Source organism: Desulfobacula sp. (assembly GCF_030145145.1).
Classification (GTDB): domain Bacteria; phylum Desulfobacterota; class Desulfobacteria; order Desulfobacterales; family Desulfobacteraceae; genus Desulfobacula.
This window is the reverse complement of record NZ_JAQYWD010000042.1, coordinates 21,524-46,134: the sequence shown is the minus strand read 5'-3', so window position 1 is coordinate 46,134 and position 24,611 is coordinate 21,524. Positions and strand designations below refer to the sequence as shown.

Genomic DNA, 24,611 nt, shown 5'->3' with positions numbered 1-24,611 from the left:
TGGAGCCCATGACCAGAATCGAACTGGTGAACCTCTTCCTTACCAAGGAAGCGCTCTACCGACTGAGCTACATGGGCTCGAAAAGGCGATTCAAATTAACATAAGGTATATTTAACTTAAACCATTATTCCAGTGGAAATCTGAAATGAAGTGGAGCGGGAGACGAGAGTCGAACTCGCGACATTCAGCTTGGAAGGCTGAAGCTCTACCAACTGAGCTACTCCCGCAGGCAAAGAAACTAAAATAGCTAACAAATTTATAATTAGCTATGTAGTAACGATCCACCCAAAACACTATCAGATCTCCTACACAACAAACTGGTGGTGGGGGGAGGATTTGAACCTCCGAAGGCTGAGCCGTCAGATTTACAGTCTGATCCCTTTGACCACTCGGGAACCCCACCGATTTTTTTTGGAGCCGATACCCCGAATCGAACGGAGGACATTCTCATTACAAGTGAGATGCTCTACCAACTGAGCTATATCGGCCTATCTTGTGTTTGCAACAATATTGTCACATCGAAAAGACCGGCAGATAATATCAGAGCAACTCAAGATAATCAACTCTAAATTCCTGGTGTTTTCGGCTATTAAACATTCGAATATTAAGTTTACCAGCATATTCACCCTTTTTACTCCGATTTCCTGTCTTTTGTTTAAATTCAGCGCTATTTAGTGTGCCGAGCACCAATCAACCGGAAATTACCGTAATAAATCAGGACTAAAAATTTAATAACTCTTAATTATACACAAATAAAATAAAAGTTACAAGATATTTATCTTCATCGTTGGTAAGCACCTTGACACGGTGCGCTGCAACGCCACATCCGGGATAGATATATCCTTGACAAGCCTTTCCGAATTTTATATTTAAAGCATTTATACTACATATACTTATAAATGTACCCTTCAAGGAGAAAAATGTTTAACGTCAAACTTGCTCTAATCTTAATGGCACTTATGATCACTGCAGGTTGTCAACAGACATACCACAAGGCCGCCTCCTCGAACATGTTGACCCCGCCCCCCCATCCTGACACCGCACTATCAGACAGGAAAACCCTTGTTATCCAAAGCAGTGATGAACCGGAACAGACAACAGCGAAGGTCACGGTGACAGATGCTCATGCCGCCGACTCCGCCGACTCACCTGCTGAAAAGGAATCCAATCTCAGCACCCGGGAAAAAATTGATCAAGCCCTTGAACTTTGTGATTATGCCCAGCAGATGTGGGAAACCGGTAAATTAGAAGACGCGCTGGCCAACCTTGATTCTGCCTATTATTCCATCCTTGAAATTGATGCGGACGTAACGCCAGAATTCAACCAGCAAAAAGAAGACATCCGATATCTGATATCCAAACGCATTCTTGAAATTTATGCCTCCCGGCAGATTGTGGTCAACGGACAATACGATGAAATTCCCATTACCCTGAACAATTATGTGCAAACGGAAATAAAACGGCTCACCGGTCCTGAAAAAAGGTTTTTTGTCCGCTCTCTTGAACGGTCCCAACGGTATCGACCGTTCATTGTCGCTGAATTAAAAAAAGCCGGTCTGCCCGAAGAGCTTTCCTGGCTTCCATTAATCGAGAGCGGCTTTAAAATAAGGGCCCTATCTCCAGCCAGGGCCCTGGGATTATGGCAGTTTATCCCTTCCACCGGGTACAAGTTCGGGCTGAACCGCAACTATTATATTGATGAACGATTAGATCCTGAAAAAGCCACCCGGGCAGCCATTGCCTATTTAAAAGAACTTCACAATCTTTTCGGGGACTGGACAACCGCCCTTGCCTCATATAATTGCGGGGAATCACGAGTATTAAAAATCATCCGAAAACAAAAAATAAATTACCTTGATAATTTCTGGGATCTTTACCAGTCTCTACCCCGGGAGACATCCCGGTACGTTCCCCGATTTTTGGCCACCCTCCATATTGTCAACAATCTGGACACATACAATATCAAAATTAACAATCCCGCACAGCCCATTGACTATCAACTCTGTGAAATCACAAAGCAGGTCAGGCTCAAAGATATTGCCAGACAAATCGGTGTGGAAACGGTCCTGTTAAAAGAGTTGAATCCCGAACTGAGATATGCGCTTCTCCCACCGGAAACCTATCAGCTGCGAGTCCCCCGGGAAAAGGTCCAGGTCTTTCTTTCAAAGGTTGATACATTTAAAACATCGGTTTCTCCACCGCCAAAGGTGGTCTTCCACCGCGTTAAAAAAGGAGAAACCTTATCGGGAATCGCTGACAAATATAAGACCTCCATCCGCACCATATCAAGGGCCAACAATATTCACAAAACCCATAAAATCTTTGCCGGCAAGGTCTTAAAAATTCCCGGCAGCAAATCCGGCGCACAATCGTATTCAACGGCTGCCAATCAACCGAAGCAACCATCAAAAACACTCAAATACAAGGTCAGAAGGGGCGACAATCTCTGGAATATTGCCAGAAAATTTGACACAACAACAACAAACATCATGACCGCCAACCATCTGACCGGCACCACATTAAACATCGGTCAGAGCCTTTATATTACATCGGGTGAACACTCAAACATTAACCCAGTAAACGTGGCGGCCAAAAAGGCCTCCAAATACCAGGTCCGGTCAGGAGACAGCCCGTTTACCATCGCCAAAAGGCATAAAATCAGTTTAAATCGCCTCCTTGCCTTGAATCATTTGAACAAAAAAAGCAAGATCTTCCCCGGTCAAAAATTAATCCTTGAATAATCCAACCCGTGAAGATTTAGAAAAAAAATCGATTGTGCCCATGATTGTGCCTGGTTTATCCTGAAATATTTATTGGTCAGGTACCCATCATCATAGAATCACAACACCGAAATTGATTAAAATTAGAAAGCAGGTGCTAGGCCCTACAACTTTTATTTATCATAGAACGATAGGATTATTGTACGCGGGATAAAACTTATTTTAGCATCATTTGTATAAAACACACAGCACAGTTCCAATCGGAGTGGTTGACAGAAAATGAACGCCAATGAAAATTAAGATAAAGAATAGAATATATACAACCCAGCCCTGCCAAGTGATTGGCAATCCCCAACCAAAGCCATATGTCATTGCAGAAAACCATATTTTACCCTTGTCGTCTTTCATAGCTATCCCTTTTTTAGTGAATGATTATACAGATTATTATAACATGAATGTTTTTGGATTTCATCCGGAAGTCAATTGCTATTGCAAGTTAATTCCCAAAAAAATATTATAAAATCACTTAATGTGGTCTCAGTTGCATTTAATTGGGCCAGGCTCAACGGATAGAATCAATTAATTTGAACCGAGGTTCAAGGATAATTGCGGACCAGGGTGATCATAAAGTCAGGTCGCTACAATTAACCTCGGTTATGCTTCAATAGAGCGGAAAAAAGAACTTTTAATTTTGTGCCTGGGTGTGCCTAAATTGTGCCCATCAAGGTAAAACTGTTAAAAATGGTTGCCAACTAAACCAATGATAAAATTAACAATAAGTAATTGAAAAATAAACAAAAAACAGACTTATCAATTTTAATTGTTGAATTTTTAACCATAATCCATTATAAGCAGAAAGCCAGCATGAAAGGAGCTTCCAGGTATTGCCTAAAAGCCTTGATTATGTTAATGATATCGAAACTTTTAAACACCCATGCCCCCGTAGCTCAGTGGATAGAGCATAGGATTCCTAATCCTTGAGCGCAGGTTCGATTCCTGCCGGGGGCACCATCCATTGACAGGCCCCATGAAAAAACACCCGATCAAACCCGAACTGTTAGCCCCTGCCGGAAGTTTTGAAAAACTTGAAATTGCCATCCATTATGGTGCGGATGCGGTCTACCTGGCCGGTAAAAATTTCAGCCTGAGAAATTTTTCAGGCAACTTTACAGACACAGAACTGGTTGAGGCGGTCCGCCTGGCCCATCACCATGGGGTAAAGGTCTACCTGGCCTGCAATATCTACTCAAGAAACCATGATCAGGAGGCGTTGAAAACCTTTTTAGAGCAAACCGCTCGAATGGGTCCGGATGCCATTATTTTATCCGATCCGGGCATCCTTTATCTGGCCCGGCAAATGATCCCGGATATCGATATCCACCTGAGCACCCAGGCCAATACAACCAATGTGAACGCCGTCAGATTCTGGCACAGCCAGGGGGTAAAAAGAGTTAACCTGGCAAGGGAATTGTCGTTAACTGAGATCACCGATATTGCCACCCGGTGTGCCATGGAAACGGAAACCTTTGTTCACGGGGCCATGTGTATCTCCTATTCCGGTCGATGCCTGCTCAGTTCTGCCTTAAGTGGCCGGGACAGCAACAGGGGGCTTTGCAGTCATCCCTGCCGGTGGCAATACGCTGTGGTGGAAAACCTTCGGCCCAACGAATATCATTCGCTCATGGAAGATGACCGGGGGTCGTATATCTTCAACTCAAAAGATTTGTGCATGATCGAACACATTCCTGAATTGATTGACGCCAACATCACCTCGTTAAAAATTGAAGGCCGAATGAAGGGGATCAACTATCTGGCGTCTGTGGTTAAAACCTACCGAAATGCCATTGACGACTATATTGAAGCCCCAGACACATACGTGACAGATCCGGAATGGGTGGCTGAATTGTATCAAGTGTTTCACCGGGAATACAGTACCGGTTTTTACTTTGGTCCTTCAGACGAACAATTACCCAATTATAACAATATCCATCACGGCAAAATCCATAGTTTTATCGGCAAAATTATCAGCCGGACAGACGATCACGCCTACAGGGTTGGCATTCGAAACAAACTCTGTGTTGGGGATACCATTGAAGTGCTGTCCCCCTTGGGGCACCCCGCAAGAACAAAGATCAACGCACTGCTGGACATGGATCACACCCCCATCCCCTGCGCCCAACCCAATACCATGGTGCTGATCAAACTTGACATTAACTGCCGCCCCCATGATATTATCCGTAAAATATAACCGAGATCAGGAGACTGCGTATGTTTGATGATGACGAGACATTGCAAATGTATATTGAAGAATCATTGGATCATCTGGCGGATATTGAAAGCGACCTTTTAGCCATTGAGGAATCCGGCGAATCCATTAACCTGGATCTGGTAAACACGGTGTTCAGAGCCGCGCATTCCATTAAAGGGGGTGCGGGTTTCATGGGATTGACCACCATTAAAGACCTGGCTCACCACCTGGAAAACGTCCTGGGGCTCATCCGAAACAAATCACTTACACCGGATTCAAACCGGATCAACGTCCTGCTGGAAGGATTTGATACTTTGGAAACCCTGATAAAAAACATTAAAACCAGCAATGACATGGATGTGTCAGACCATATCTCAGCCCTGGAAGCCATCACCAACACTTCCCTGCCCCTAGACAACCCCGCCGGGGTCACCGAATTCGTGGATATTGTTCTTACCGATGGCAGGGTGTTCCCCCAGGTTTCGGCCGTTGACATCCAGGACCCTGTATCAGAAGGCAAAAACCTGTTCCTTGTTGAATACGATTTAATCCAGGATATTCAGGAAAAAGGGAAAAACCCTTTAAACATTTTAAACACCCTGGAAAAAACCGGTACAATTATCGAGTCCCGAATCGATTTTGATGCGGTGGGCACCCTTTCTGATGGTCCTGTTGCCTGCAGGATACCGTTCCAGGTTGTTTTCGCGTCCATTCTTGAATATGACATGACGGAAACCCTGTTTGATATTGAGAAGCGCTATATTCATGCCATATCAGAGGATATGATCGTTTCCGCCAAAGGGCCGGATATGGATCCTTTGCCCGGGGCCATGCCGTCCCCCAAAGAGCCGGCACCCCTTTTGGCGGCAGAGGACCTTTCTGCCCCCCCGCCGTCTTCCAAAACAGGCAGTGAGGTAAAGTTGGCCAAACCCCCATCCTCATTACGGGTGAATGTGGGTCTTTTAGACACCCTGATGAATCTGGCAGGCGAGCTTGTTTTAAGCCGGAACCAGTTACTTCAAGGAATCAGCGCTTCCAACCTGAAAGCCACTGAATTATCCAGTCAGCGCATCGATATGATCACGTCTGAGCTTCAAGAAGCCATCATGAGAACCCGGATGCAACCCATTTCCAATATTTTAAACAAATTCACCCGGGTGGTCCGGGACCTGTCGCACCAGCTGGGAAAATCCATTAACCTGGTTATTGAAGGAAAAGAGGTTGAACTGGATAAAAAAATTCTTGAATCCATCAGTGATCCGTTAACCCACCTGGTAAGAAACGCTGTTGACCATGGGATCGAAACGCCCATGGAAAGAGAGCAAATGGGGAAAAACGGCACCGGGAAAATCATCTTAAGGGCTTTCCATGAGGCCGGCCAGGTCAACATTGTCATTTCAGATGACGGCAAAGGCCTTGATCCGAACAAAATAGCCACCGCGGCCATTGATAAAGGCCTGATCACAGCACAACAGGCAGCAGGACTATCGGATAAACAAAAAATAGAACTCATCTTTATGCCGGGCTTTTCAACGGCCAAGCAAATTACCGATGTATCGGGCCGGGGCGTTGGCATGGATGTTGTCACGACCAACATTGAAAGTCTTGGCGGTATTATTGACGTGACTTCGATTTACGGAGAAGGTACGGATATTCAAATCAAGCTGCCGTTGACCCTGGCCATTATCCCAAGCCAGATTACGGCTGTGGGAAACGAAAGATATGCCGTCCCCCAGGTCAACCTGAATGAGCTGCTTAGAATACCGGCAGCCCAGATCAAAGAGAAAATCGAAACCGTCGGAAATGCCGACGTTGTCCGGTTAAGAGGAGAACTGCTGCCGTTATTGGATCTTTCAGCCATCCTGGGCATCAAAAAGACATATGACTCCCCGGAAAATGATGAACCGCTTCCGGACCGGAGACAACGCATTGCAGACAGGCGATCCAGACAGCATACCATTACCCCGGAGGGAATGATCAGGGAAACCGCTGTTGAAAAAAAGGCGACCCAAAAAAGAAGGGCCACAGACCGGCGATATCATGCGAAAAGCGCCATAAACATTGCCGTTGTTTCTGCGGGGACGTTCAAATATGGCCTGATTGTGGACCAATTATATGATTCTGAAGAAATTGTTGTCAAGCCCGTGGGCCGGCACCTTAAAAAATGTACGGCTTATGCCGGGGCCACCATTATGGGCGACGGGAAAGTGGCCCTGATCCTTGATATTTCAAACCTTGCCCAAATGGCTGACCTGGCAGCCATCTCCACGGCCGGACAGATGACCAGGGCCGCCGAACAAGCGGCAGAAGCCTCAAAGGACAAGGCGGCTTTGCTGATCTTTAAAAATTCCGAAACAGAATACTTTGCTGCCCCCCTGAATATTGTCCAACGAATTGAAAGAATTCAAACCACCGACATTGAACAGTTCGGTAATCGAAAAGTCGTGCAATACAGGGGAAAGGCACTGCCCCTCTATGAACTCTCCCAGGTGGCTGATTTCAGTCCGCTACCCCGGAAAGACCAGCAGGAAGTCATTGTTTTTAAAATCAAAGGCAGGGAACTGGGTCTCATGATAACACCGCCGGTGGATGCGCTGGAAGTGACCCTTGATATCGATGAAAACACCCTGAAACAATCGATCATCAGCGGGTCTATAATTATTAATGGCCATATCACGCTCCTGGTCGATATTTTCGAAATGGTAAAAATGCTAAACCCTGAATGGTTTAAGGACGAGGGAAAAACTGATAAAAATCATCAAAAAGCACCTGAATTTGACCCGGTAACCGCACCGGTCTACCCCTAAGGAGGAAAAGATGGCAGGAACGGCGATGGACAGCTATTTTGACGGTTTGGAATTTTCCACTTTCTATGTTGGCGGCGCCCTTTGCGGCATTAACATCCTAAATATTCAGGAAATCAACAAACACTTTGAAATTACCCAGGTCCCCCAGGCGCCCGACTATATCCAGGGGATTTTAAACCTGCGCGGACGCATCGTGACCATTATTGATCTGGGTAAAAAACTGGGCCTGGCACCGGTCAAACAAACAAAAGACAATCGGAATATCATTGTCAGTTCAGAAGATGAACATATCGGCCTGCTGGTGGATGCGATCAGTGATGTGGTCCGGGCCGGAAACACCGATATTGAACCGGTTCCGTCCAATATTGGCGGGGTTAACAGGAAATACTTCCAAGGGGTCTTGAAAACTGAAAAACGGCTGATTGGCATCCTTGATATTGATGAGGTACTCAAAGAATAATGGCACCGATCCGGGCACTGGTTGTGGATGACACAATTGTTTACAGAAAAATCGTTGGGGATATTTTAAAAGCCATCCCCGGGGTTGAGGTTGTTGGTACGGCCAACAATGGCAGAATCGCCCTATCAAAAATGGCGGCCCTTAAACCGGATCTGATTACCCTGGACATTGAAATGCCGGAGATGAACGGCATACAAGTCTTGCAGGCCTTAAAGGACCACGCCCATGCCCCGGTTGTGATCATGCTGTCCAGCCGGACGCACCAGGGAAGCAAAATGACCATAAAAGCCCTGGAGCTGGGGGCATTTGATTTTGTTCCAAAACCCGATGGCGGTGGTATGGCTGAAAATATGCAAACCGTTAATGCCGCCCTTGTCCCCATTATTGATGCGTTGAAGCGACAGAAAACAGCCCGGGTTAACCGCTTTGAGAAACCCAGCCCATTGCCCCCGGCTCACCGGGTCAGTTCACTCAAACAGCCGCCCCGGCAGCTTCACCCCCCTGTCATCAGGTCCGGATCAGACATTATCGGGATTGGCATTTCCACGGGGGGCCCCAATGCCTTAACCCGGATGATCCCCATGCTCCCGGGGGACCTGAAGGTGCCGGTATTAATTGTACAACACATGCCGCCCCTGTTTACCGCGTCCCTTGCCAACAGTCTGAACAACAAATCACCCCTTGAGATAAAAGAAGCTGAAAGCGGAGACCTCCTGGTGGCCGGCAGGATTTTTATTGCACCGGGCGGCCGACAGATGAAAGTTGTTACCCGGGCCGATGGGGTTACAAAAATGATCAAAATTACCGATGACCCGCCGGAAAACAGCTGTAAGCCTTCGGTTGATTACCTGTTCAGATCCCTTGCCCGGCAGTATGGAGGGCGGTCCACCGGCGTCATTATGACCGGTATGGGGTCAGATGGTCTGAAAGGATTGATCCAGATGAAAATCAAGGGCGGGTTTGTGATTGCCCAAAACCAGGAGACCTGCACCGTTTATGGGATGCCAAAGGAACCTGTAGAGTCCGGTGTCGCCGATATTGTCGCCCCCCTGGAGAACATTGCCCAGGAAATTTTAAACACCATTCACGCTTGAAACCGCTTTAATTTTTTGAACACCAAATCTATGACAAACATTAAAGTCAGCCCGGAAGAATTTAAAACCTTTTCAACGTATATTCTGGATATTTCCGGAATTGTCCTTGACCCGGGAAAAGAATATTTAGTGGAAACCCGACTGAATTCCCTGGTCCACAAATTTAATTGTTCTTCATATTCCCAATTGCTGCAAAAGGCAAAAACTGATATCAAAAAAGAAATTGAAAATGACATCATCGATGCCATTTCAACCAATGAAACCTATTTTTTCAGAGACAAGGCCCCTTTTGAATTGTTGCAGCATAAAATTTTCCCGGATCTCATCGACAAACACAATAAAAAAAGTCCGGCTTCAAAGCCGGTCATCCGTTTGTGGAGTGCCGCCAACTCAACGGGCCAGGAAATCTATAGTATTGCCATGACCCTGCTTGAAATGGGGATCACACCAGATCAGTATCATATTAAACTGTTTGGCACCGATATTTCCGATGCCGCCATCGCCCAGGCAAGCTATGGGCTGTACAACAACTTTGAAGTGACCCGGGGACTGGATCAAAACCGCCTGAACCGATACTTTGACAAACAGGAGAATGGCTATAAAATCAAAGATGAGGTCAGGGCCATGGTGCAATTTAAGAAAATGAACCTGATCAACCCATGGGTCGGGCTGGATAAATTTGATATTATTCTGTGTCGGAATGTGATGATTTATTTTTCCAGCCACGTTCGCAAACGGATTTACCATAACATTTCAAAACATCTGGAACCGGATGGATACCTGATCATCGGATCAACGGAATCCCTTGTAAATGATATCGATTTTTTTTCCCCAAAAAGATATCTTAACTCCGTCTTCTATCAATTTAAGGATCAATAAAGGGATCACCATGCTCAAACCCCGGCGCATTTTATGGGTCATTGCTTTTGCAGGTATTTTTCTGGGAATCCCTGCCGGCGGTTTTTTCAGTCTTCTCCATGATTTGCCCCAGATAAACCACCTCAAGCAATTTAACCCCTCGGCTGTCACCACGGTTTTTTCATCAAACAACCAGATTCTTACCCAGTTTTATACTGAAAAACGATTTCCAGTGGCCATTGAACAAATACCCAAAAACCTCATCAATGCCATTGTGGCCATAGAAGACCGAAACTTTTATACCCATTCCGGCATCAATTTAAAAGCCATTGTCAGGGCCATTATCTATGATCTTAAGGCCGGAAAATTCAAACAGGGCGCCAGTACCTTAACCCAGCAATTGTCAAAAACACTGTTTCTCACGCCTGAAAAATCAATTGTCCGGAAAATCAAAGAGGTGATCTTAACGCTGCAGATCGAAAGACGGTATACAAAAAATGAAATTATGGAATTATATTTGAATTTGATTTACCTGGGGTCCGGGGCCTATGGCGTTGAAGCCGCCTGCCAGACCTATTTCGACACCTCCGTGGCAAACCTTACCCTGGCCCAGGCAGCGTTGATCGCCGGACTCCCCAAGGCCCCTTCGGTTTACTCTCCCATCAACCATCCGGATTTGGCCCAAAAAAGACGAAACCTGGTTCTAAAGCAAATGCGGGCCATGAACCTCATCCCTGTCCAGGACTACACTATCGCCAAAGCCACCCCGGTCAAAGCGCCGTCGAAAACCGCACGGCTGCATCCTGCCGCTTATTTTACCGCATATATGACCCATATTTTAAAACAGCAGTTTGATCTGCAAACCCTCTATTCAAAAGGCCTCAATATCTATACCACCCTTGATTTAGATCTTCAAAAGGCTGCCAACCAATCGGTGGCAAACCGAATGGCCCAGCTTGAAACCCGCATGAAAGAACAGGGACGGTCCAGCTCAAAACTCCAATGTGCCCTGGTGGCCATTGAGACTAAAACCGGTGCCATTTTGAGTATGGTGGGGGGCCGGGCCTTTAATACCAGTCCCTTTAACCGGGCGGTTCAGGCGAAACGACAGCCCGGTTCCGCGTTTAAACCCTTTGTTTATGCCACCGCCATTACCCTGGGATTCTCCCAGGCAGATCTTGTGCAGGATGCGCCGTTGTCCTATCATCTGCCCGACAATCAAACCTGGCAGGTGAATAATTTTTCAAAAAAATATGGGGGTGACATCCCCCTTCGCAACGCACTGGCCTTATCCAAAAACACACCCGTGGTCAGGCTCCTGGAGGCCATGGGTCCATCCCGGGTGGTTGAATTTGCAAAAAAAGCCGGCATCTCATCGGTTCTTCATCCCACCCTTTCCCTGGCGCTGGGGACATCGGAGGTCACCCTGATGGAGCTGACGGCAGCGTATATTCCCTTCGCCCATATGGGCATTAAGGTCGCCCCCTTTGCCATCGTTAAAATTACCGATTCAACCGGCCGGGTTGTTTACAAAACCGAGATCCAGAAGCAGGCCATCATGTCCCGGCAAGACGCTGCCATTATGACGGACATGTTAAAAGCGGTCATCCGGGAAGGTACGGGAAAGCGGGCCAGGATCATCCAAAAAGATATTGCCGGAAAAACCGGCACAACCGACAATTATAAAGACGCCCTTTTTGTCGGATTCTCACCGGATATCGCCCTGGGCGTCTGGGTGGGCAATGATGATGCCTCCTCCCTGGGCCAAAATGAGACCGGTGCCAGGGCTGCCCTGCCCATCTGGATGGATGTGATGACACAGGGTCTGTCCAACAGACCCTATCAATATTTTGATATACCGGATGGCACAAAAATGGTATACATGGACCCCGATACCGGGCAGACAACCCTTGAAAAAATGTCGAACACAGTAAAGGTATTGATTAAGACAAAGGATCAAAAATGATACGCAAAGCCATACTGGATGACGTAACCGCCATCCACGCGCTACTTCAATTCTATAGTAAAAAGGGTGAGTTGCTGGCCAGGCCCCTTAGTAAGATATACGACCATTTAAGAGACTTCTGGGTATTTATCGACCCCCAGAAGGATAAAGTGGTGGGCTGCTGCGCCTTGCAGTTTTGCTGGGAACATCTGGCGGAAATCCGATCCCTGGCCGTGGACCCCGCTTTCACGGGTCAGGGCATTGGTACACTTATGACTGAAAGGGCGATCCAGGAAGCGTTTTATTTCAAGATAAAGGATCTGTTTACCCTTACCTACCGGCCCGGCTTTTTTCAGCGGTTTGAATTTTCCACCATTGATAAAAATGAACTGCCCATCAAAGTATGGTCGGATTGTATCAGTTGTGTCCATTTCCCCAATTGTGATGAAGTTGCCATGCTTAAAAAGTTATAAGCACCCGTTCGAAATTTAGGTTATACATACACCATTTTATAAGAAATCGGTGGATGGAAGCTGACGGATGGCCGGGGTAATATCAGTTCCTGGGATACGGTCAGCCAGTTGGTGTCAGGCTTTAACTCCCGAAGTCTGCCCCCCTCCGAGGGCAATGCATGACTGGTATAATCGTATTTTACATTTAACATGCAGACAAATTTTTTCCGCTCCCGGGCAACAACATAATTTTTGGTAAAACTGTTTTGGGTAATACCCGCCGTCTCTGCCAGTTTTTTTATTTCATCCACCGGCAGTTTTACCAACACCGACTTGGAGACCCCGATTTCATCAATCCGCAACAGTGTTCTGGCTTCACTGGATGACAGGTAAATAGTGGCGATTCCCGGCAGTTGCCTGAAATATTGGGCCGCTACGATGGCGGCGGTTCTTCGTCCCCCGGACAGAACCGGGACCCCATAGTATTCAAAAAATTTCTTTTGAAAATCTTCAGCATATTTATCCCCTTTTTCATAAAGATCTTTTGAAATATACCGCAAATCCTTGGCAAGTGCTTCAGACGCATCCGCAATGGGCCAGTCGATCCTCACATGGAAATGGGTCAATGCATACCTGACCTTGCATTGCTGGTTCCGTTGAATCAACAATGCATAATCAATGGGCAGTAATGAACCTAGAAAAGAAAAAAACCCCTGGGTTTCGAAAAATTTCAGGTTCCGATTAAAATTTTCCACATCTGGAAAAGATTTATGTCTTAATAAATTTTCTTTGGTGGTTTTATTGGCATCAAAATATCGAATGTATTTTTTATGATTTTTATCGATAAAATCTTCGGAAAAAATGATCAAAAAGGTATTCTGGGCGTCAAACTCAACCGATGGAATTCGGGCCCGGGGCTTCAGTTCCCTTAATTCTACAAACGGATAGGGTTCCCGCAGGCGGATGAAATTATCATATGATCCCACAAGGGCGTATGCCAGGGCAAATTGGTCCAGCTCGTCGCGCAACACCTCATAATAAGACCTTCGGAGTCTTTCTTCCCGGCTCAAACACTCTCTGTGCGTATAGGATATCACTATCGTTCCTTTTTCTTGCTAAGGACCACAAATTTTATAACTTGAGCGAAATTGCTTGTCTATTGATCCATCTGCGGTCCTAGTCTCATTTTATTCCAGGGCCACCACCCCCGGTAGTCGTTTGCCTTCCATCAAATGCAAGAAAGCACCACCGCCAGTGGAAATATAACTGACCTTATCGGCAATATCACATTTTTTCGCTGCCAGCCCGGTATCCCCGCCGCCTAAAATTGAAACCGCCGGGGAGGCGGCAATGGCATCTGCGACAACCTGGGTTCCGGACATAAATTTTTCCATTTCAAAAACCCCCATGGGGCCGTTCCATACAATGGTGCCGGCATCGGCAACGGCTTTTGCATACGCTTTGGCTGTTTCAGGGCCAATATCCAGGGCCATCCAATCGTCCGGGATCTGATCCAGTCGGCAGTTTTTCACCCGGGCCGAGGCATCAAATTTATCCGCGCAAACAAGATCCCGGGGAAGCAGAAACGCGATGCCTTTTTCTTCGGCCGTTTGAATAATACCGGATGCGGTCTGCAGGAGATCGGCTTCAATCATTGACCCCTTGGTGTCAATGCCCTGGCTTCTCAAAAAGGTGTTGGCCATGGCCCCGCCAATAATCATCCGATCCACGAATTTGAGCAAATTCTCCAGGGCTGCCAGCTTGCTGGATACTTTTGCACCACCAATGACGGCTACCAGGGGCCGTTTAGGACGGTCAACCGAATCGTAATAAAATTGAAGCTCTTTTTCAAGCAAAAATCCTGGGGCAGATTCAGGCGCGAATTTGGGAATACCGGTAATGGATGCCTGATCCCGGTGGGAAACAGCAAAGGCATCGTTCACATATACATCACAAAAACCCGCCAGTGTTTTTGAAAAACCGTCATCATTATCGGCTTCTTCTGTATGGAATCTCAAATTCTCCAGCATCAGAATCTGGCCGTCCTGAAGTTGGTTGACCTTTTTTGTCACGTCCTCGCCAATGCAGTCATCGGCAAACAGGACCGCTTGATTTAATAATTGTGCCAGCCGCTGGCGAACCGTTGCCAGGCTGAGGGCGGGCACGTTTTTCCCTTTGGGCCGGCCCATGTGAGAGGCCAGAATAATTTTTGCATGATGTGCCAGGAGATATCGAATAAGCTCCAGGGTTGCCTTTATCCGGTTGTCATCTGTAATCGTCAATGTTTCATCAACAGGGACATTATAGTCTACTCTGACAAAAACTCTTTTTGAGGTTACATCAATATTTCGTAAGGATTTCACGGATTCCTCCAAAATTAGTCGGTCATTTTTCGGGCCATCTGTTTTTTCCGGGACCAGCGTTCAAAAAAACTGATGGCCCCGGACCGGGTTCCCCTTTCAAGGATTTCTTCTTCCACTTGACCCCCCGCCCGGGTGGCCATGGCCTGCTGAAGGCAGCGTGTTTTTATCGGACAGTGGTAAAAGCACTCATCCGGTGTCTGCCGCAGCCCCTTATCGGTCATGGGAAATACGCGTTCCAGATCACCAAAACACGGGGGCATGTCATTTTTTTTATTCATTTGTCTGTTCAAACTCTGTATTAAATTTTGATATTAACCCTTGGGCTGCAAAACTGTAAACCCCTTCATTCCCCACGATCATATGCTCATGCAAAACGATTCCCACGTACTTGAGTGCAAAAAACAGGTGCCGTGTAATCTGGATATCACTGGCAGACGGTTCAACATCCCCTGACGGATGGTTGTGGGCAAAAATCACGGCAGCGGCATTGTGCTGTAATGCACTGATAAGCACTTCCCTGGGATACACAGAACTGGTGGTCAAGGTTCCGCTAAACAGGATGCTGGATGTCAAGACCCTGTTTTTAGCATCCAGGAAAATCCCCACAAAGACTTCTCTTGTTTTATGCCCAATGGTCTGATTCAAATATTCCCTCAGGTCTCTGGGGTTTTGCACCACGTCTTTGGCAAGGATTTTACTTTCAAGGTACCTGTCCGACACTTCTTTAATCAACCGGATACCCAAACTGTTTTCCGGACCCACACCATCAACTTCACAAAGGGATTCCCGCCCGGCCTCCAGGACTGCCTGAAATGTCTTAAACCGCTTTAACAGTAATTTTGCACTCTGTTTGCAATCCCTTCTCGGGGTATTCAGGGTCAGCAGCAGCTCAATGACTTCATAATCATGAAATCCGGTAAGGCCATTTTTAAGAAACCGGTCCTTCAGCCGCTTCCGGTGGCCTTCGCCCCTATGAATCGGTGGGATCTGCCTTGTCAATATGCGCCTCTTCATCCGGCACTTCTCCCGAATGCGTATCGTCCGGATCGCCCTCCTGCTCATCTGCTTCCAGTGAGTGGTCGTCCTCGGGAAGTCTTGCAATGCCGATTAAGGTTTCTTTGGTCGACAGGTTAATCAGTTTTACCCCCTGGGTATTTCTGCTGATCACATTAATCCCTTCAATGGATATGCGTATCAGCTTTCCTTTATCGGTCACCATCATCAGCTCATCATGGTCATCCACCAACATCAGGGAAACCATTTTGCCGTTCCGCTTTGAGGTTTTAATGGAAAAAACACCTTTACCGCCCCGGGTCTGAGTCCTGTAGTCTTCAATGGAAGACCGTTTCCCATATCCATTTTCCGTTACCGTCAGCAGGGTATCCTCTGTTTCCAGGACAGCCATGCCAACCACCTTTGCGTCTTTGTCAATGCGCATTCCCCGGACGCCCATGGAGCCCCGGGCAGTGGCACGGACATCCTTCTCGTGAAAGCGGATCACCTTTCCCCCTTCAGAGCCCAGGAAAACATCCATGTTCCCATCGGTAATTCTTGCGGCGATCAACTCATCGCCCTCAGCCAGCTTCACCCCGATCAGTCCGCCGGATCGCCGTCGTGAATAGGCCATCAAGTCGGTTTTTTTCACCCGTCCTTTTTTAGTGGCCATGACCACATATTTGTCCGCAACAAACTCATCAACGGTTAATACCGTGGCCAGTTTTTCCCCCTCATCAAAATTCAACAGGTTGACAATGGCTTTGCCAAGGCTTGACCGCCCGGCCATGGGTAATTCATACACTTTAGACTGGTACACCTTGCCCAGATTGGTGATAAACAAAAAGGTGGCATGGGTGGACGCCACAAAAAGATGTTCCACAAAATCATCAGACTTTGTTCCCATGGCGGTTTTGCCTTTACCCCCCCGGTGCTGGCTTGTATATAGGGTGATTGGATTTCGCTTGATATACCCGCTTCGACTCACCGTCACCACCATGTCTTCCTGGGTAATCAGGTCTTCAATGCTGATTTCAGCTGTGCTTTCAACGATTTTGGTCCGCCGGGGATCACCGAATTCTTCATCCAGCTCGACCAGTTCGTCCTTGATCAGTCCCATGACCACGGTATCGTTTGAAAGGATCTCCTTATACCAGGCAATGTCCTTTAAAAGGGCCTCATATTCGTTAATGATTTTTTCCCTTTCAAGCCCGGTTAACCGTTGCAGACGCATATCAAGTATGGCCTGGGCCTGGACAGCAGTCAGGCTGAAGGTCGCTATCAGTCCATTTCTGGCCTCTTCAGGAGAACGAGAGGCCCGGATCAGTGCCACCACCTGATCCAGATGATCCAGGGCGATTTTCAAGCCTTCTAAAATATGGGCCCGTTCTTCTGCCTTTCTTAAATCGAATCGTGTTCTCCGGACAATGACATTTCTTCGGTGTTCGATAAAATGATTGAGAATTTCCTTTAATGTCAACAGCTGGGGCCGGTTGTTGACAACGGCAAGAAGGATAATGCCGAAACTGGTCTGGAGGTTGGTATGCTTAAACAACTGGTTGATCACAACTTCCGCGATCTGATCCCTTTTCAGCCCCACCGCGATTCTCATCCCTTCCCGGTCGGATTCATCCCGGACAAAGGAGGCACCGGTGATGACCTTGTCCCGCATGAGCTCCGCTATTTTCTCAACTAACTTTGCCTTGTTGACCTGGTAGGGAAGCTCGGTCACAACAATGGTTTCCTGGCTGTTTTTTTTGTTTTCTTCAACCTCAACTTTGGCACGCAGCGTAATAATGCCCCGCCCGGTGCTATAGGCCTCATGGATGCCTTTGGTACCATAAATATGACCATAGGTGGGAAAGTCCGGCCCGGGAATGAATTCCATCAAGTCATTGACGTCCATTGAAGGCGTGTCAATCAAATGGATTAATGCGGAAACCACCTCCCTCAAATTATGGGGAGGGACATTGGTTGTCATTCCCACGGCAATACCCGTGGAGCCGTTGACCAGCAGTGCCGGCAGTCGGGTGGGCAAGACCGAAGGTTCTTCAAGGGTTTCATCATAATTGGGAATAAAGTCAACGGTTTCTTTTTCAAGGTCAGCCAGCATCTGATGGGCAATCTTCTGCATCCGGATCTCGGTATACCGCATGGCAGCGGCAGAGTCACCATCCACAGATCCAAAGTTCCCCTGACCCTCCACCAGCATGTATCGAAGGGAAAAATCCTGGGCCATTCGAACAATGGTGTCATATATGGCAGAGTCCCCATGGGGATGATACTTACCCATGACATCACCGACAATACGGGCAGACTTCTTATAGGGTTTATTCCAGTCGTTCCGTACTTGCTGCATGGCATACAACGAGCGCCGGTGAACCGGTTTCAGGCCATCCCGGACATCGGGCAGTGCCCTTCCGATAATGACACTCATGGCATATTCGAGATAGGATTGTTTCATTTCCTTCTCAATGCTGGTCACGTTACTGTCTGTATTCGTCATCAACGTTAAAACTCCAATTACTTCTCTTTGAGAACCTTTCCAGGCTCAATCATAAATTGAAAACTTGAAAAATATATATCTGCAAGGGTTAAAAACAGGGTGGCAATCAAGGGGCCGTAAATAATACCTAAAATGCCGTAGGCTTTCAGACCACCGATAATGGCAAAAAAAACGATTAACGGATGCATGCTGACCCGGTCACCCACGACTTTGGGTTTAAAGACATACTCAATTCCCCAGGACAGCACAACATAAAACACAAGCACCACAATCCCTGAAACAAGCCGTGATTTCAGCATCAAAATGGCAGCTGTGGGAATCATCACAATCCCGATCCCCACAATGGGTAAAAACGCCAGAAATCCCATGATGACCCCCCAGAGGAAGGGAGAGTTCCACCCCAGTAAAAAAAAGAGCATCCCGCCGGCAACCCCCTGAATCAATCCGCCAAGACCATTTCCAATCATGACTGCCCCGGCCATATTCATAAATTTTTCAAAGAGTTTATCATCATGTTCATCCGGCAGGGGAGACAGGTCGTAGATATATTTCGTCACTTTATCCCCGTCAATGAACATATAAAACACCACGATCAACATGAGTCCAAAATACAGCACCAGATTAACCACATTGGATGTGATAAACTTGGCCTGTTCAAACAATGAGTATCCCACCACCTTTCCCAGTTCTGAGATGGGGCGGATCAATTCATCCCAGGACACCACAATGCCAATCCCTGACCTTTCCAGCAGATCATTGAACCGGTCCAGGGCCTGGGTCGTTTCCAGCAGGGTTTTTAATTGATTGGAAAACACCGCATCCTTGGCCATGGAATACAGGGTAAACGCCTCTTTGGAAATCACCCCCACAAAAAAAACCACTGGAATAAAAATCACAAAAAAAATCAGCGCACAGGTCAAAACAGATGCCACCCGGGGGGACAGCTGTTTTAAAAAAAATCTGAAAATGGGTCGAAAAACACCGGTGCAGACCACCCCCAATATGATAATGGCAAAAAAAGGCGCCAACAGCTTGCCTGCAAGAAAAATCACACTGCAGAACAGCACAATAAAAAAAACAAACACCGCTTTTTGAGAAATATTCTGCTCCAAGGCGTTCACCACTCTATCCGTCCGGGGTCAAGGAAATAAATCAAGGATAAAAAAACCATGTAAAGCCGCAATATGCAAAAAATTTGCACAAATGCGGCTTTACATAAATACGCCAAACATCCTGCCTTAATTTCGGATCACACCAAACGCTGCCAGGGCAAGTAGTATCTCAAAGATAATGACTTGAAGAAAACTTCCGAAAAAATGGTATACAATTCCACCGCCAACGATGGCCGGCACTGCCGTATAAATTAATATGCCTAATTTCCTGGGAATATCCATAATAATAACACCTCTTTATGCATCTCATTTCAAATGTTTAATACCCGGTTAAAATTATAAATTTTTTTACCATTTTAATGCTTCCAAGTAAAGGGGAAACCTTATCTTTCAGCAATTCTCATTATAAAACGCTCGTCCCTGGACAATGGGTCAGGCTTGCGTTATTGACACTTTTGCCGGCTTCTGCCCTTAATTGTTCAGGCTTTGGTCAAAAGCACAATAACACAAGCCTGACCCTGTTTAGTTATAGCCATAATAAAAATTGCTGCTTATCTTTCGATAATCATTGCCATTCCCATCCCCCCGCCAATACACATGGAAATCAGGCCTGTGGAATAGGATTTTCTTTTCATCTGGTTAATGGCGGTGACCATTTGTCTTGCCCCGGTGCAGCCGATGGGATGACCGATGGAAATGGCGGATCCCAGTTCATTGGGTTTTTCCACATCAATATTGAGTTCCCGCATGCAGCCAATGGCCTGGGAAGCAAAGGCTTCGTTCAGTTCAATCATATCAATATCATCCATGCTCATACCCGTTTGTTTGAGCACGCGTCTAATGGCCGGTACAGGGCCTAATCCCATGTAAGCCGGGTCCAGTCCGCCGGATGAAAACGCTTTAATGGTTGCCAGTTTTTCAAGCCCCAGCGCATCTGCCTTTTCTTCGGTCATCAACAGCACTGCTGCGGCGGCATCATTGATCCCGGATGCATTTCCAGCGGTCACACTGCCGTCTTTTTTAAATGCCGGGCGAAGTTTGGCCATTTTTTCCATGCTGGTTTCCATGGGCCGTTCATCTTTATCCACAATGGTATCGCCCCTGCGGGATTTGATCACCACGGGTACGATTTCCTGGGCAAATGTCCCGTCATGTACCGCAGCGAACGCCCTGTTGTGGCTCATTAAGGCGAGTTGATCCTGTTCTTCCCGTGTGATACCGTATTTTTCTACAATGTTTTCAGCCGTCAGTCCCATGTGGTATCCGTAAAAAATCTCATACAATCCGTCAAATACCATCAAGTCATGGACCTGTCCCACACCGGTGAGTTCCATTCGATGACCCCATCTGGCCTTGTTCAATGCCATGGGCGCATTGCTCATGCTTTCCTGGCCGCCGGCAAGGATCACCTCTGCCTGGCCCGCCATAATGGCCTGGGCACCAAGGGCAATGGCTTTAAGGCCTGATCCGCAGATTTTATTGACGGTAAACGCGGTGGTCTGTCTGGGGATACCCGATGCAATCATGGCCTGCCGGGCGGTATTCTGGCCTTGTCCGGCCTGGAGGACATTGCCCATGATCACTTCATCAATCCATACCGGGGTTAATGCATCATCATAATCATATCCTTTTTTTTCAAGATCAATCATGCCCTGATCTTTTAATGTATCCGGAGAAAATTCATCCTGGGATGCATCCACAACCGGTTTTAACCCAACTCTTTTGAGAACATCCTTCATGACATACGTCCCCAGCTCAACCACGGGAACCGTTTTTAATGATCCACCAAAAGACCCTACCGGCGTTCTAGACCCACTGACGATAACAACATTTTTCATTTAAAGCCTCCATCAATATTGATTTTTTTTTCATTAACAGTTACATTTTAACTATATTATGAGATAAATATCAAACAGACCAATAAAAAACAAGGAATTATACATGTGCTTAATCCTGTTTGGATATAAAGTGTCCAAACCATATCCCCTTATTTTGGCTGCCAACCGGGATGAGTTTTACCAGAGGCCCACTGCGGCCATGGATTTCTGGCATACCCCCCCGGACATCCTGGCAGGAAAAGATCTGGAGCAGGGCGGTACATGGTTCGGGGTGCATCAAAACGGCACCTTTGCGGCCCTTACCAATTACCGGGACCCGGACTCAATCCGGCCGGATGCCCCTTCACGGGGTGAAATTATCGTTGATTTTCTAGCATCCGGCACCCCCCCGGAACCCCACTTTAATGAATTTACCCAGAAGGCTGGGGCATATAATGGATTTAATCTGTTGTTTGGCAACAAAAGCACCCTTTTCTGGTACTCCAATCTGAAAAACCAGATCCAACCCATATCCCCCGGCATCCACGGGCTTTCCAACCGGTTTCTGGACTCCCCCTGGCCCAAGGTGACCTCGGGTAAAACCGCACTGCAGGCCCTGGTCCGGGATACTGTCACCTTAGAGGGCCTGTTCGAGATCCTGGCAGATCAATCCGTTCCCCATGACCATCAGCTTCCCCAGACCGGGGTGACCCGTGAATGGGAAAGGATCCTGTCCCCGATATTCATCCAGAGTGATACCTACGGCACACGGTCCTCCACGGTCATGCTCATGGACCAGGGCGGTTCCCTGACGATGGTAGAACGAACCTATTCCCCTGAAAACAAGGGGATCTTTACCGATTGCCATTTTTTTCTCCCCGCCTGAATCATGGCATCACTTCAGTTTGACGCAAGGATAAGATCACTTATGAAACAAAACATTGTTGTTGCAGGATGGGGGCAGGTCACGCAACCCAAGCACATAGACGGAATCGCCAAGGACCCCATGGGGTTGATGGCCCAGGCGTCCAGACAAGCCGCACAAATGATGGGGTCGAAAACGGTTCTGACCCACCTGGACGGGATCATGGTGGTCAGAACCGTGAGCCGCCACTATGCTGCACCGGCCCAGGACCTGGCCCGGCGGTTAGGGGCCACCCCAAAGTTCGCCCATGTTTCCGGGATTGGCGGCAACTCCCCCCAGACCCTAATCAATCGCGCTGCCGGGATGATTGCCCGGCAGGAGCTGGATTCGGTTCTCATTGTGGGGGCTGAAGCCTATGTCCAGCGAGACGGGGGGTCTAAAAGAGTGGATAGCGCCCTTTTCAGGGGCATTCCCGAAGATTATCCCGGTGATGACCTGATCGGGTCCACCCCCCTGGAGCGGCGCCATGGGATTGAACACCCCCTCCAGGGATTTCCCTTGTTCGAAACCGCTTTATGGGCGGCCTCGGGTCTGGATCTGAAACCCTATCTCATGCAGGTGGGTCAAATGTGGTCCGGGTTCAGCAAAACCGCAGCAGATCATCCCCATGCCTGGACACGGACCGTAAAAACCCCCGAAGACATCATCACCCCCGGTCCCTTGAACCGGCCGGTTTCCTTTCCCTATACCAAATACATGAATTCCTTTGTTACGGTTGATCAGGGGGCTGCCGTCATTTTAATGTCAGCGGAAACGGCCAAAAAATATTCCCAAAAAAACCGGCAGACCGTTTATTTTCTTGGTGGTGGGTATGCCCAGGACCGCCAGCGGTTTATGATAGAAAAATCTGACTTTACGAATAGCCCCCCCCTCAAAGCAGCCGTTGAGAAAGCCCTGGTGCGGTCCGGCACCGCCTTGGAACACCTGGCGTGTTTTGATCTGTATTCCTGCTTTCCCTGTGCGGTTTCCATTGCAAAAAAAATGATCGGCCTGGCTGATAATGACCCAAGACCCCTCACCCTGACAGGCGGCCTGGGGTTTTTTGGCGGCCCGGGCAATAATTATAACCTCCATGCAGTGGCCACCCTTGCTGAAAAAATTTCCACGGGAGAACGCGCCAACGGCCTTGTCACGGCCCTGGGCTGGTTCATGCACAAACATGCTGCCGGCATATATGGGTCAACGCCGTCTCCGGGTGATCTAACCGCCCATGATCTAACCGATCAAAAAGAAAATCTGGCCGGCAACCCCCCCGTTAACATAAAAGACCAGGTCACCGGAACCGGTACCATTGAGACGTATACGGTCATTTATGCAACCGATCAAACCCCTTCCTATGCCGTGGTGTATGGGCGAACCCGGGATCATTTCCGATTTATTGCCCACACCCCCAACCATCCGGATATCTTCAAGGCACTCACCTCTGAAAATTGGGTTGGCCGCAGCGTGAGGCTTCGCTTTGATCCTGATAGAAACGTGAATATAGCCGATCTGATATAAAGGATTTGGTCAACTCACCGTCTATTCCCAGGGGCTATACCCCTAAAAACGCTTTAACCCATTGATTTTTCGGGGTGTGGACAAGTTCCATTGGCGTACCGGTCTGCTCTATTCTGCCCTGATTCATGATCATCACCCGGTTGCCTGCAGTAAAGGCTTCTTCATGATCATGGGTCACAAATATCGTGGTGATGTTGAGGGTGGACATGATGCTTGTCAGCTCTAACAGCAGGCGCTTTCTCAACACCCTGTCAAGGGAACTTAAGGGCTCATCCAGCATCAACAGTCGGGGCTGGGGAGCCAGGGTCCGTGCCAGGGCAACCCGCTGGCGTTCCCCACCGGAAAGGTCATCCATATGGCGGTGTTCAAACCCCGTAAGGCCGGTCATGAGCAGCATCTCTTTTACCCGGGCCGCGATCTGCGCTTTTCCCATACCTTTCATTTTCAGGCCATAGGCAATGTTATCCACTACATTCAGATGGGGAAACAGGGCAAAGTCCTGGAACATCATGCCAAAATTCCGTTTATAGGGCGGGCAGGCTGCCAGGGACACACCGTTAAACACAATGGTACCGGAATCCGGTGTTTCAAGTCCGGCAATGAGTCTCAGCAAGGTGGTCTTCCCGGAGCCGGAAGGACCCAGGATCGACAGCTTTGTGCCCCGGGGCAGTCTTAGATGAATATTTTCCAGGATAAGACTGCCATCATCAAATTTTTTACTGACCTGCTCAAGGACAAGTTCGTTTTCCATTAAACTCCCTTTGTGTACAATTTTTTCCCTGGTCTCCGGAATAGAATGATTCCCCGGCAT

The 24,611-nt window shown here is 47.6% G+C and carries 19 protein-coding genes and 5 tRNA genes; 11 read left to right on the top strand and 13 right to left on the bottom strand.

The features are described 5' to 3' along the window. The 4 genes from Q1Q15_RS20915 to Q1Q15_RS20900 all read right to left on the bottom strand — a co-directional run bounded on the left by Q1Q15_RS20915 (position 1) and on the right by Q1Q15_RS20900 (position 488). Positions 1–77: transfer RNA gene (locus Q1Q15_RS20915), tRNA-Thr, on the bottom strand. A 74-nt stretch (positions 78–151) separates the two neighbouring features. Continuing rightward, positions 152–227, bottom strand: a tRNA-Gly gene (locus Q1Q15_RS20910). Between the two features lie 91 nt (positions 228–318). Beyond that, positions 319–403: transfer RNA gene (locus Q1Q15_RS20905), tRNA-Tyr, on the bottom strand. Positions 404–412: 9 nt separating this feature from the next. Beyond that, positions 413–488 (bottom strand) — tRNA-Thr (locus tag Q1Q15_RS20900). Positions 489–920: 432 nt separating this feature from the next. Here Q1Q15_RS20900 and Q1Q15_RS20895 point away from each other — a divergent pair. From Q1Q15_RS20895 to Q1Q15_RS20855, 9 genes are all read left to right on the top strand, one after another. Then, complete coding sequence (locus Q1Q15_RS20895; RefSeq protein ID WP_300464302.1) at positions 921–2,741, top strand: lytic transglycosylase domain-containing protein; 1,821 nt, start codon at positions 921–923, stop codon at positions 2,739–2,741. A gap of 915 nt (positions 2,742–3,656) precedes the next feature. Continuing rightward, positions 3,657–3,731 (top strand) — tRNA-Arg (locus tag Q1Q15_RS20890). Positions 3,732–3,747: 16 nt separating this feature from the next. Then, positions 3,748–4,968, top strand: coding sequence for a U32 family peptidase (locus Q1Q15_RS20885; protein ID WP_300464300.1), 1,221 nt, complete (start codon positions 3,748–3,750; stop codon positions 4,966–4,968). 20 nt (positions 4,969–4,988) lie between these two features. Beyond that, entirely contained in the window at positions 4,989–7,775 is a 2,787-nt protein-coding gene (locus Q1Q15_RS20880; protein ID WP_300464299.1) for a chemotaxis protein CheA, read from the top strand. 10 nt (positions 7,776–7,785) lie between these two features. Further along, a complete protein-coding gene (locus Q1Q15_RS20875) occupies positions 7,786–8,235 on the top strand; it encodes a chemotaxis protein CheW (RefSeq protein WP_300464297.1) in 450 nt (149 codons plus the stop codon). Next, a complete protein-coding gene (locus tag Q1Q15_RS20870; protein WP_300464296.1) occupies positions 8,235–9,329 on the top strand; it encodes a chemotaxis response regulator protein-glutamate methylesterase in 1,095 nt (364 codons plus the stop codon). The genes Q1Q15_RS20875 and Q1Q15_RS20870 overlap by 1 nt, the downstream gene beginning before the upstream one ends. 30 nt (positions 9,330–9,359) lie before the next feature. Further along, positions 9,360–10,208 carry a protein-glutamate O-methyltransferase CheR gene (locus tag Q1Q15_RS20865; protein ID WP_300464294.1) on the top strand — a complete coding sequence of 283 codons (849 nt, stop codon included), beginning with the start codon at positions 9,360–9,362 and terminating at the stop codon, positions 10,206–10,208. Continuing rightward, positions 10,141–12,153, top strand: coding sequence for a PBP1A family penicillin-binding protein (locus Q1Q15_RS20860; RefSeq protein ID WP_300464292.1), 2,013 nt, complete (start codon positions 10,141–10,143; stop codon positions 12,151–12,153). The genes Q1Q15_RS20865 and Q1Q15_RS20860 overlap by 68 nt, the downstream gene beginning before the upstream one ends. Continuing rightward, complete coding sequence (locus Q1Q15_RS20855) at positions 12,150–12,605, top strand: N-acetyltransferase (protein WP_300464290.1); 456 nt, start codon at positions 12,150–12,152, stop codon at positions 12,603–12,605. Before Q1Q15_RS20860 ends, Q1Q15_RS20855 begins: the two co-directional genes overlap by 4 nt. A gap of 20 nt (positions 12,606–12,625) precedes the next feature. On the opposite strand, the gene Q1Q15_RS20850 is transcribed toward Q1Q15_RS20855, so the two are convergent. The 8 genes from Q1Q15_RS20850 to Q1Q15_RS20815 form a co-directional block, all read right to left on the bottom strand. After that, positions 12,626–13,678, bottom strand: coding sequence for a hypothetical protein (locus tag Q1Q15_RS20850; protein WP_300464328.1), 1,053 nt, complete (start codon positions 13,676–13,678; stop codon positions 12,626–12,628). A gap of 93 nt (positions 13,679–13,771) precedes the next feature. Next, complete coding sequence (locus tag Q1Q15_RS20845; RefSeq protein WP_300464288.1) at positions 13,772–14,947, bottom strand: phosphoglycerate kinase; 1,176 nt, start codon at positions 14,945–14,947, stop codon at positions 13,772–13,774. Between the two features lie 14 nt (positions 14,948–14,961). Then, positions 14,962–15,225: a hypothetical protein gene (locus tag Q1Q15_RS20840; protein WP_300464286.1), complete on the bottom strand. Its 264-nt coding sequence runs from the start codon at positions 15,223–15,225 to the stop codon at positions 14,962–14,964. After that, entirely contained in the window at positions 15,218–15,961 is a 744-nt protein-coding gene (gene radC / locus Q1Q15_RS20835) for a DNA repair protein RadC (RefSeq protein WP_300464284.1), read from the bottom strand. The genes Q1Q15_RS20840 and radC overlap by 8 nt, the downstream gene beginning before the upstream one ends. After that, positions 15,918–18,446, bottom strand: coding sequence for a DNA gyrase subunit A (gene gyrA, locus Q1Q15_RS20830; protein ID WP_300464282.1), 2,529 nt, complete (start codon positions 18,444–18,446; stop codon positions 15,918–15,920). Before gyrA ends, radC begins: the two co-directional genes overlap by 44 nt. 17 nt (positions 18,447–18,463) lie before the next feature. Further along, entirely contained in the window at positions 18,464–19,567 is a 1,104-nt protein-coding gene (locus tag Q1Q15_RS20825; RefSeq protein WP_300464326.1) for an AI-2E family transporter, read from the bottom strand. A gap of 117 nt (positions 19,568–19,684) precedes the next feature. After that, positions 19,685–19,840 carry a hypothetical protein gene (locus tag Q1Q15_RS20820; RefSeq protein WP_300464280.1) on the bottom strand — a complete coding sequence of 52 codons (156 nt, stop codon included), beginning with the start codon at positions 19,838–19,840 and terminating at the stop codon, positions 19,685–19,687. Positions 19,841–20,109: 269 nt separating this feature from the next. Continuing rightward, the gene (locus Q1Q15_RS20815) at positions 20,110–21,396 is read right to left on the bottom strand and encodes an acetyl-CoA C-acetyltransferase (RefSeq protein ID WP_300464279.1); all 1,287 of its coding nucleotides are present in this window, start codon (positions 21,394–21,396) and stop codon (positions 20,110–20,112) included. A 103-nt stretch (positions 21,397–21,499) separates the two neighbouring features. Between Q1Q15_RS20815 and Q1Q15_RS20810 the strand changes: the two genes are divergently transcribed. Further along, positions 21,500–22,261 (top strand): NRDE family protein, encoded by a 762-nt coding sequence (locus tag Q1Q15_RS20810; RefSeq protein WP_300464278.1) that lies wholly within the window; start codon positions 21,500–21,502, stop codon positions 22,259–22,261. Between the two features lie 42 nt (positions 22,262–22,303). Continuing rightward, entirely contained in the window at positions 22,304–23,800 is a 1,497-nt protein-coding gene (locus Q1Q15_RS20805) for a hypothetical protein (RefSeq protein WP_300464277.1), read from the top strand. A gap of 34 nt (positions 23,801–23,834) precedes the next feature. Here Q1Q15_RS20805 and Q1Q15_RS20800 read toward each other — a convergent pair whose 3' ends face one another. Next, entirely contained in the window at positions 23,835–24,551 is a 717-nt protein-coding gene (locus Q1Q15_RS20800) for an ABC transporter ATP-binding protein (protein ID WP_300464276.1), read from the bottom strand. Positions 24,552–24,611: the final 60 nt, after the last annotated feature.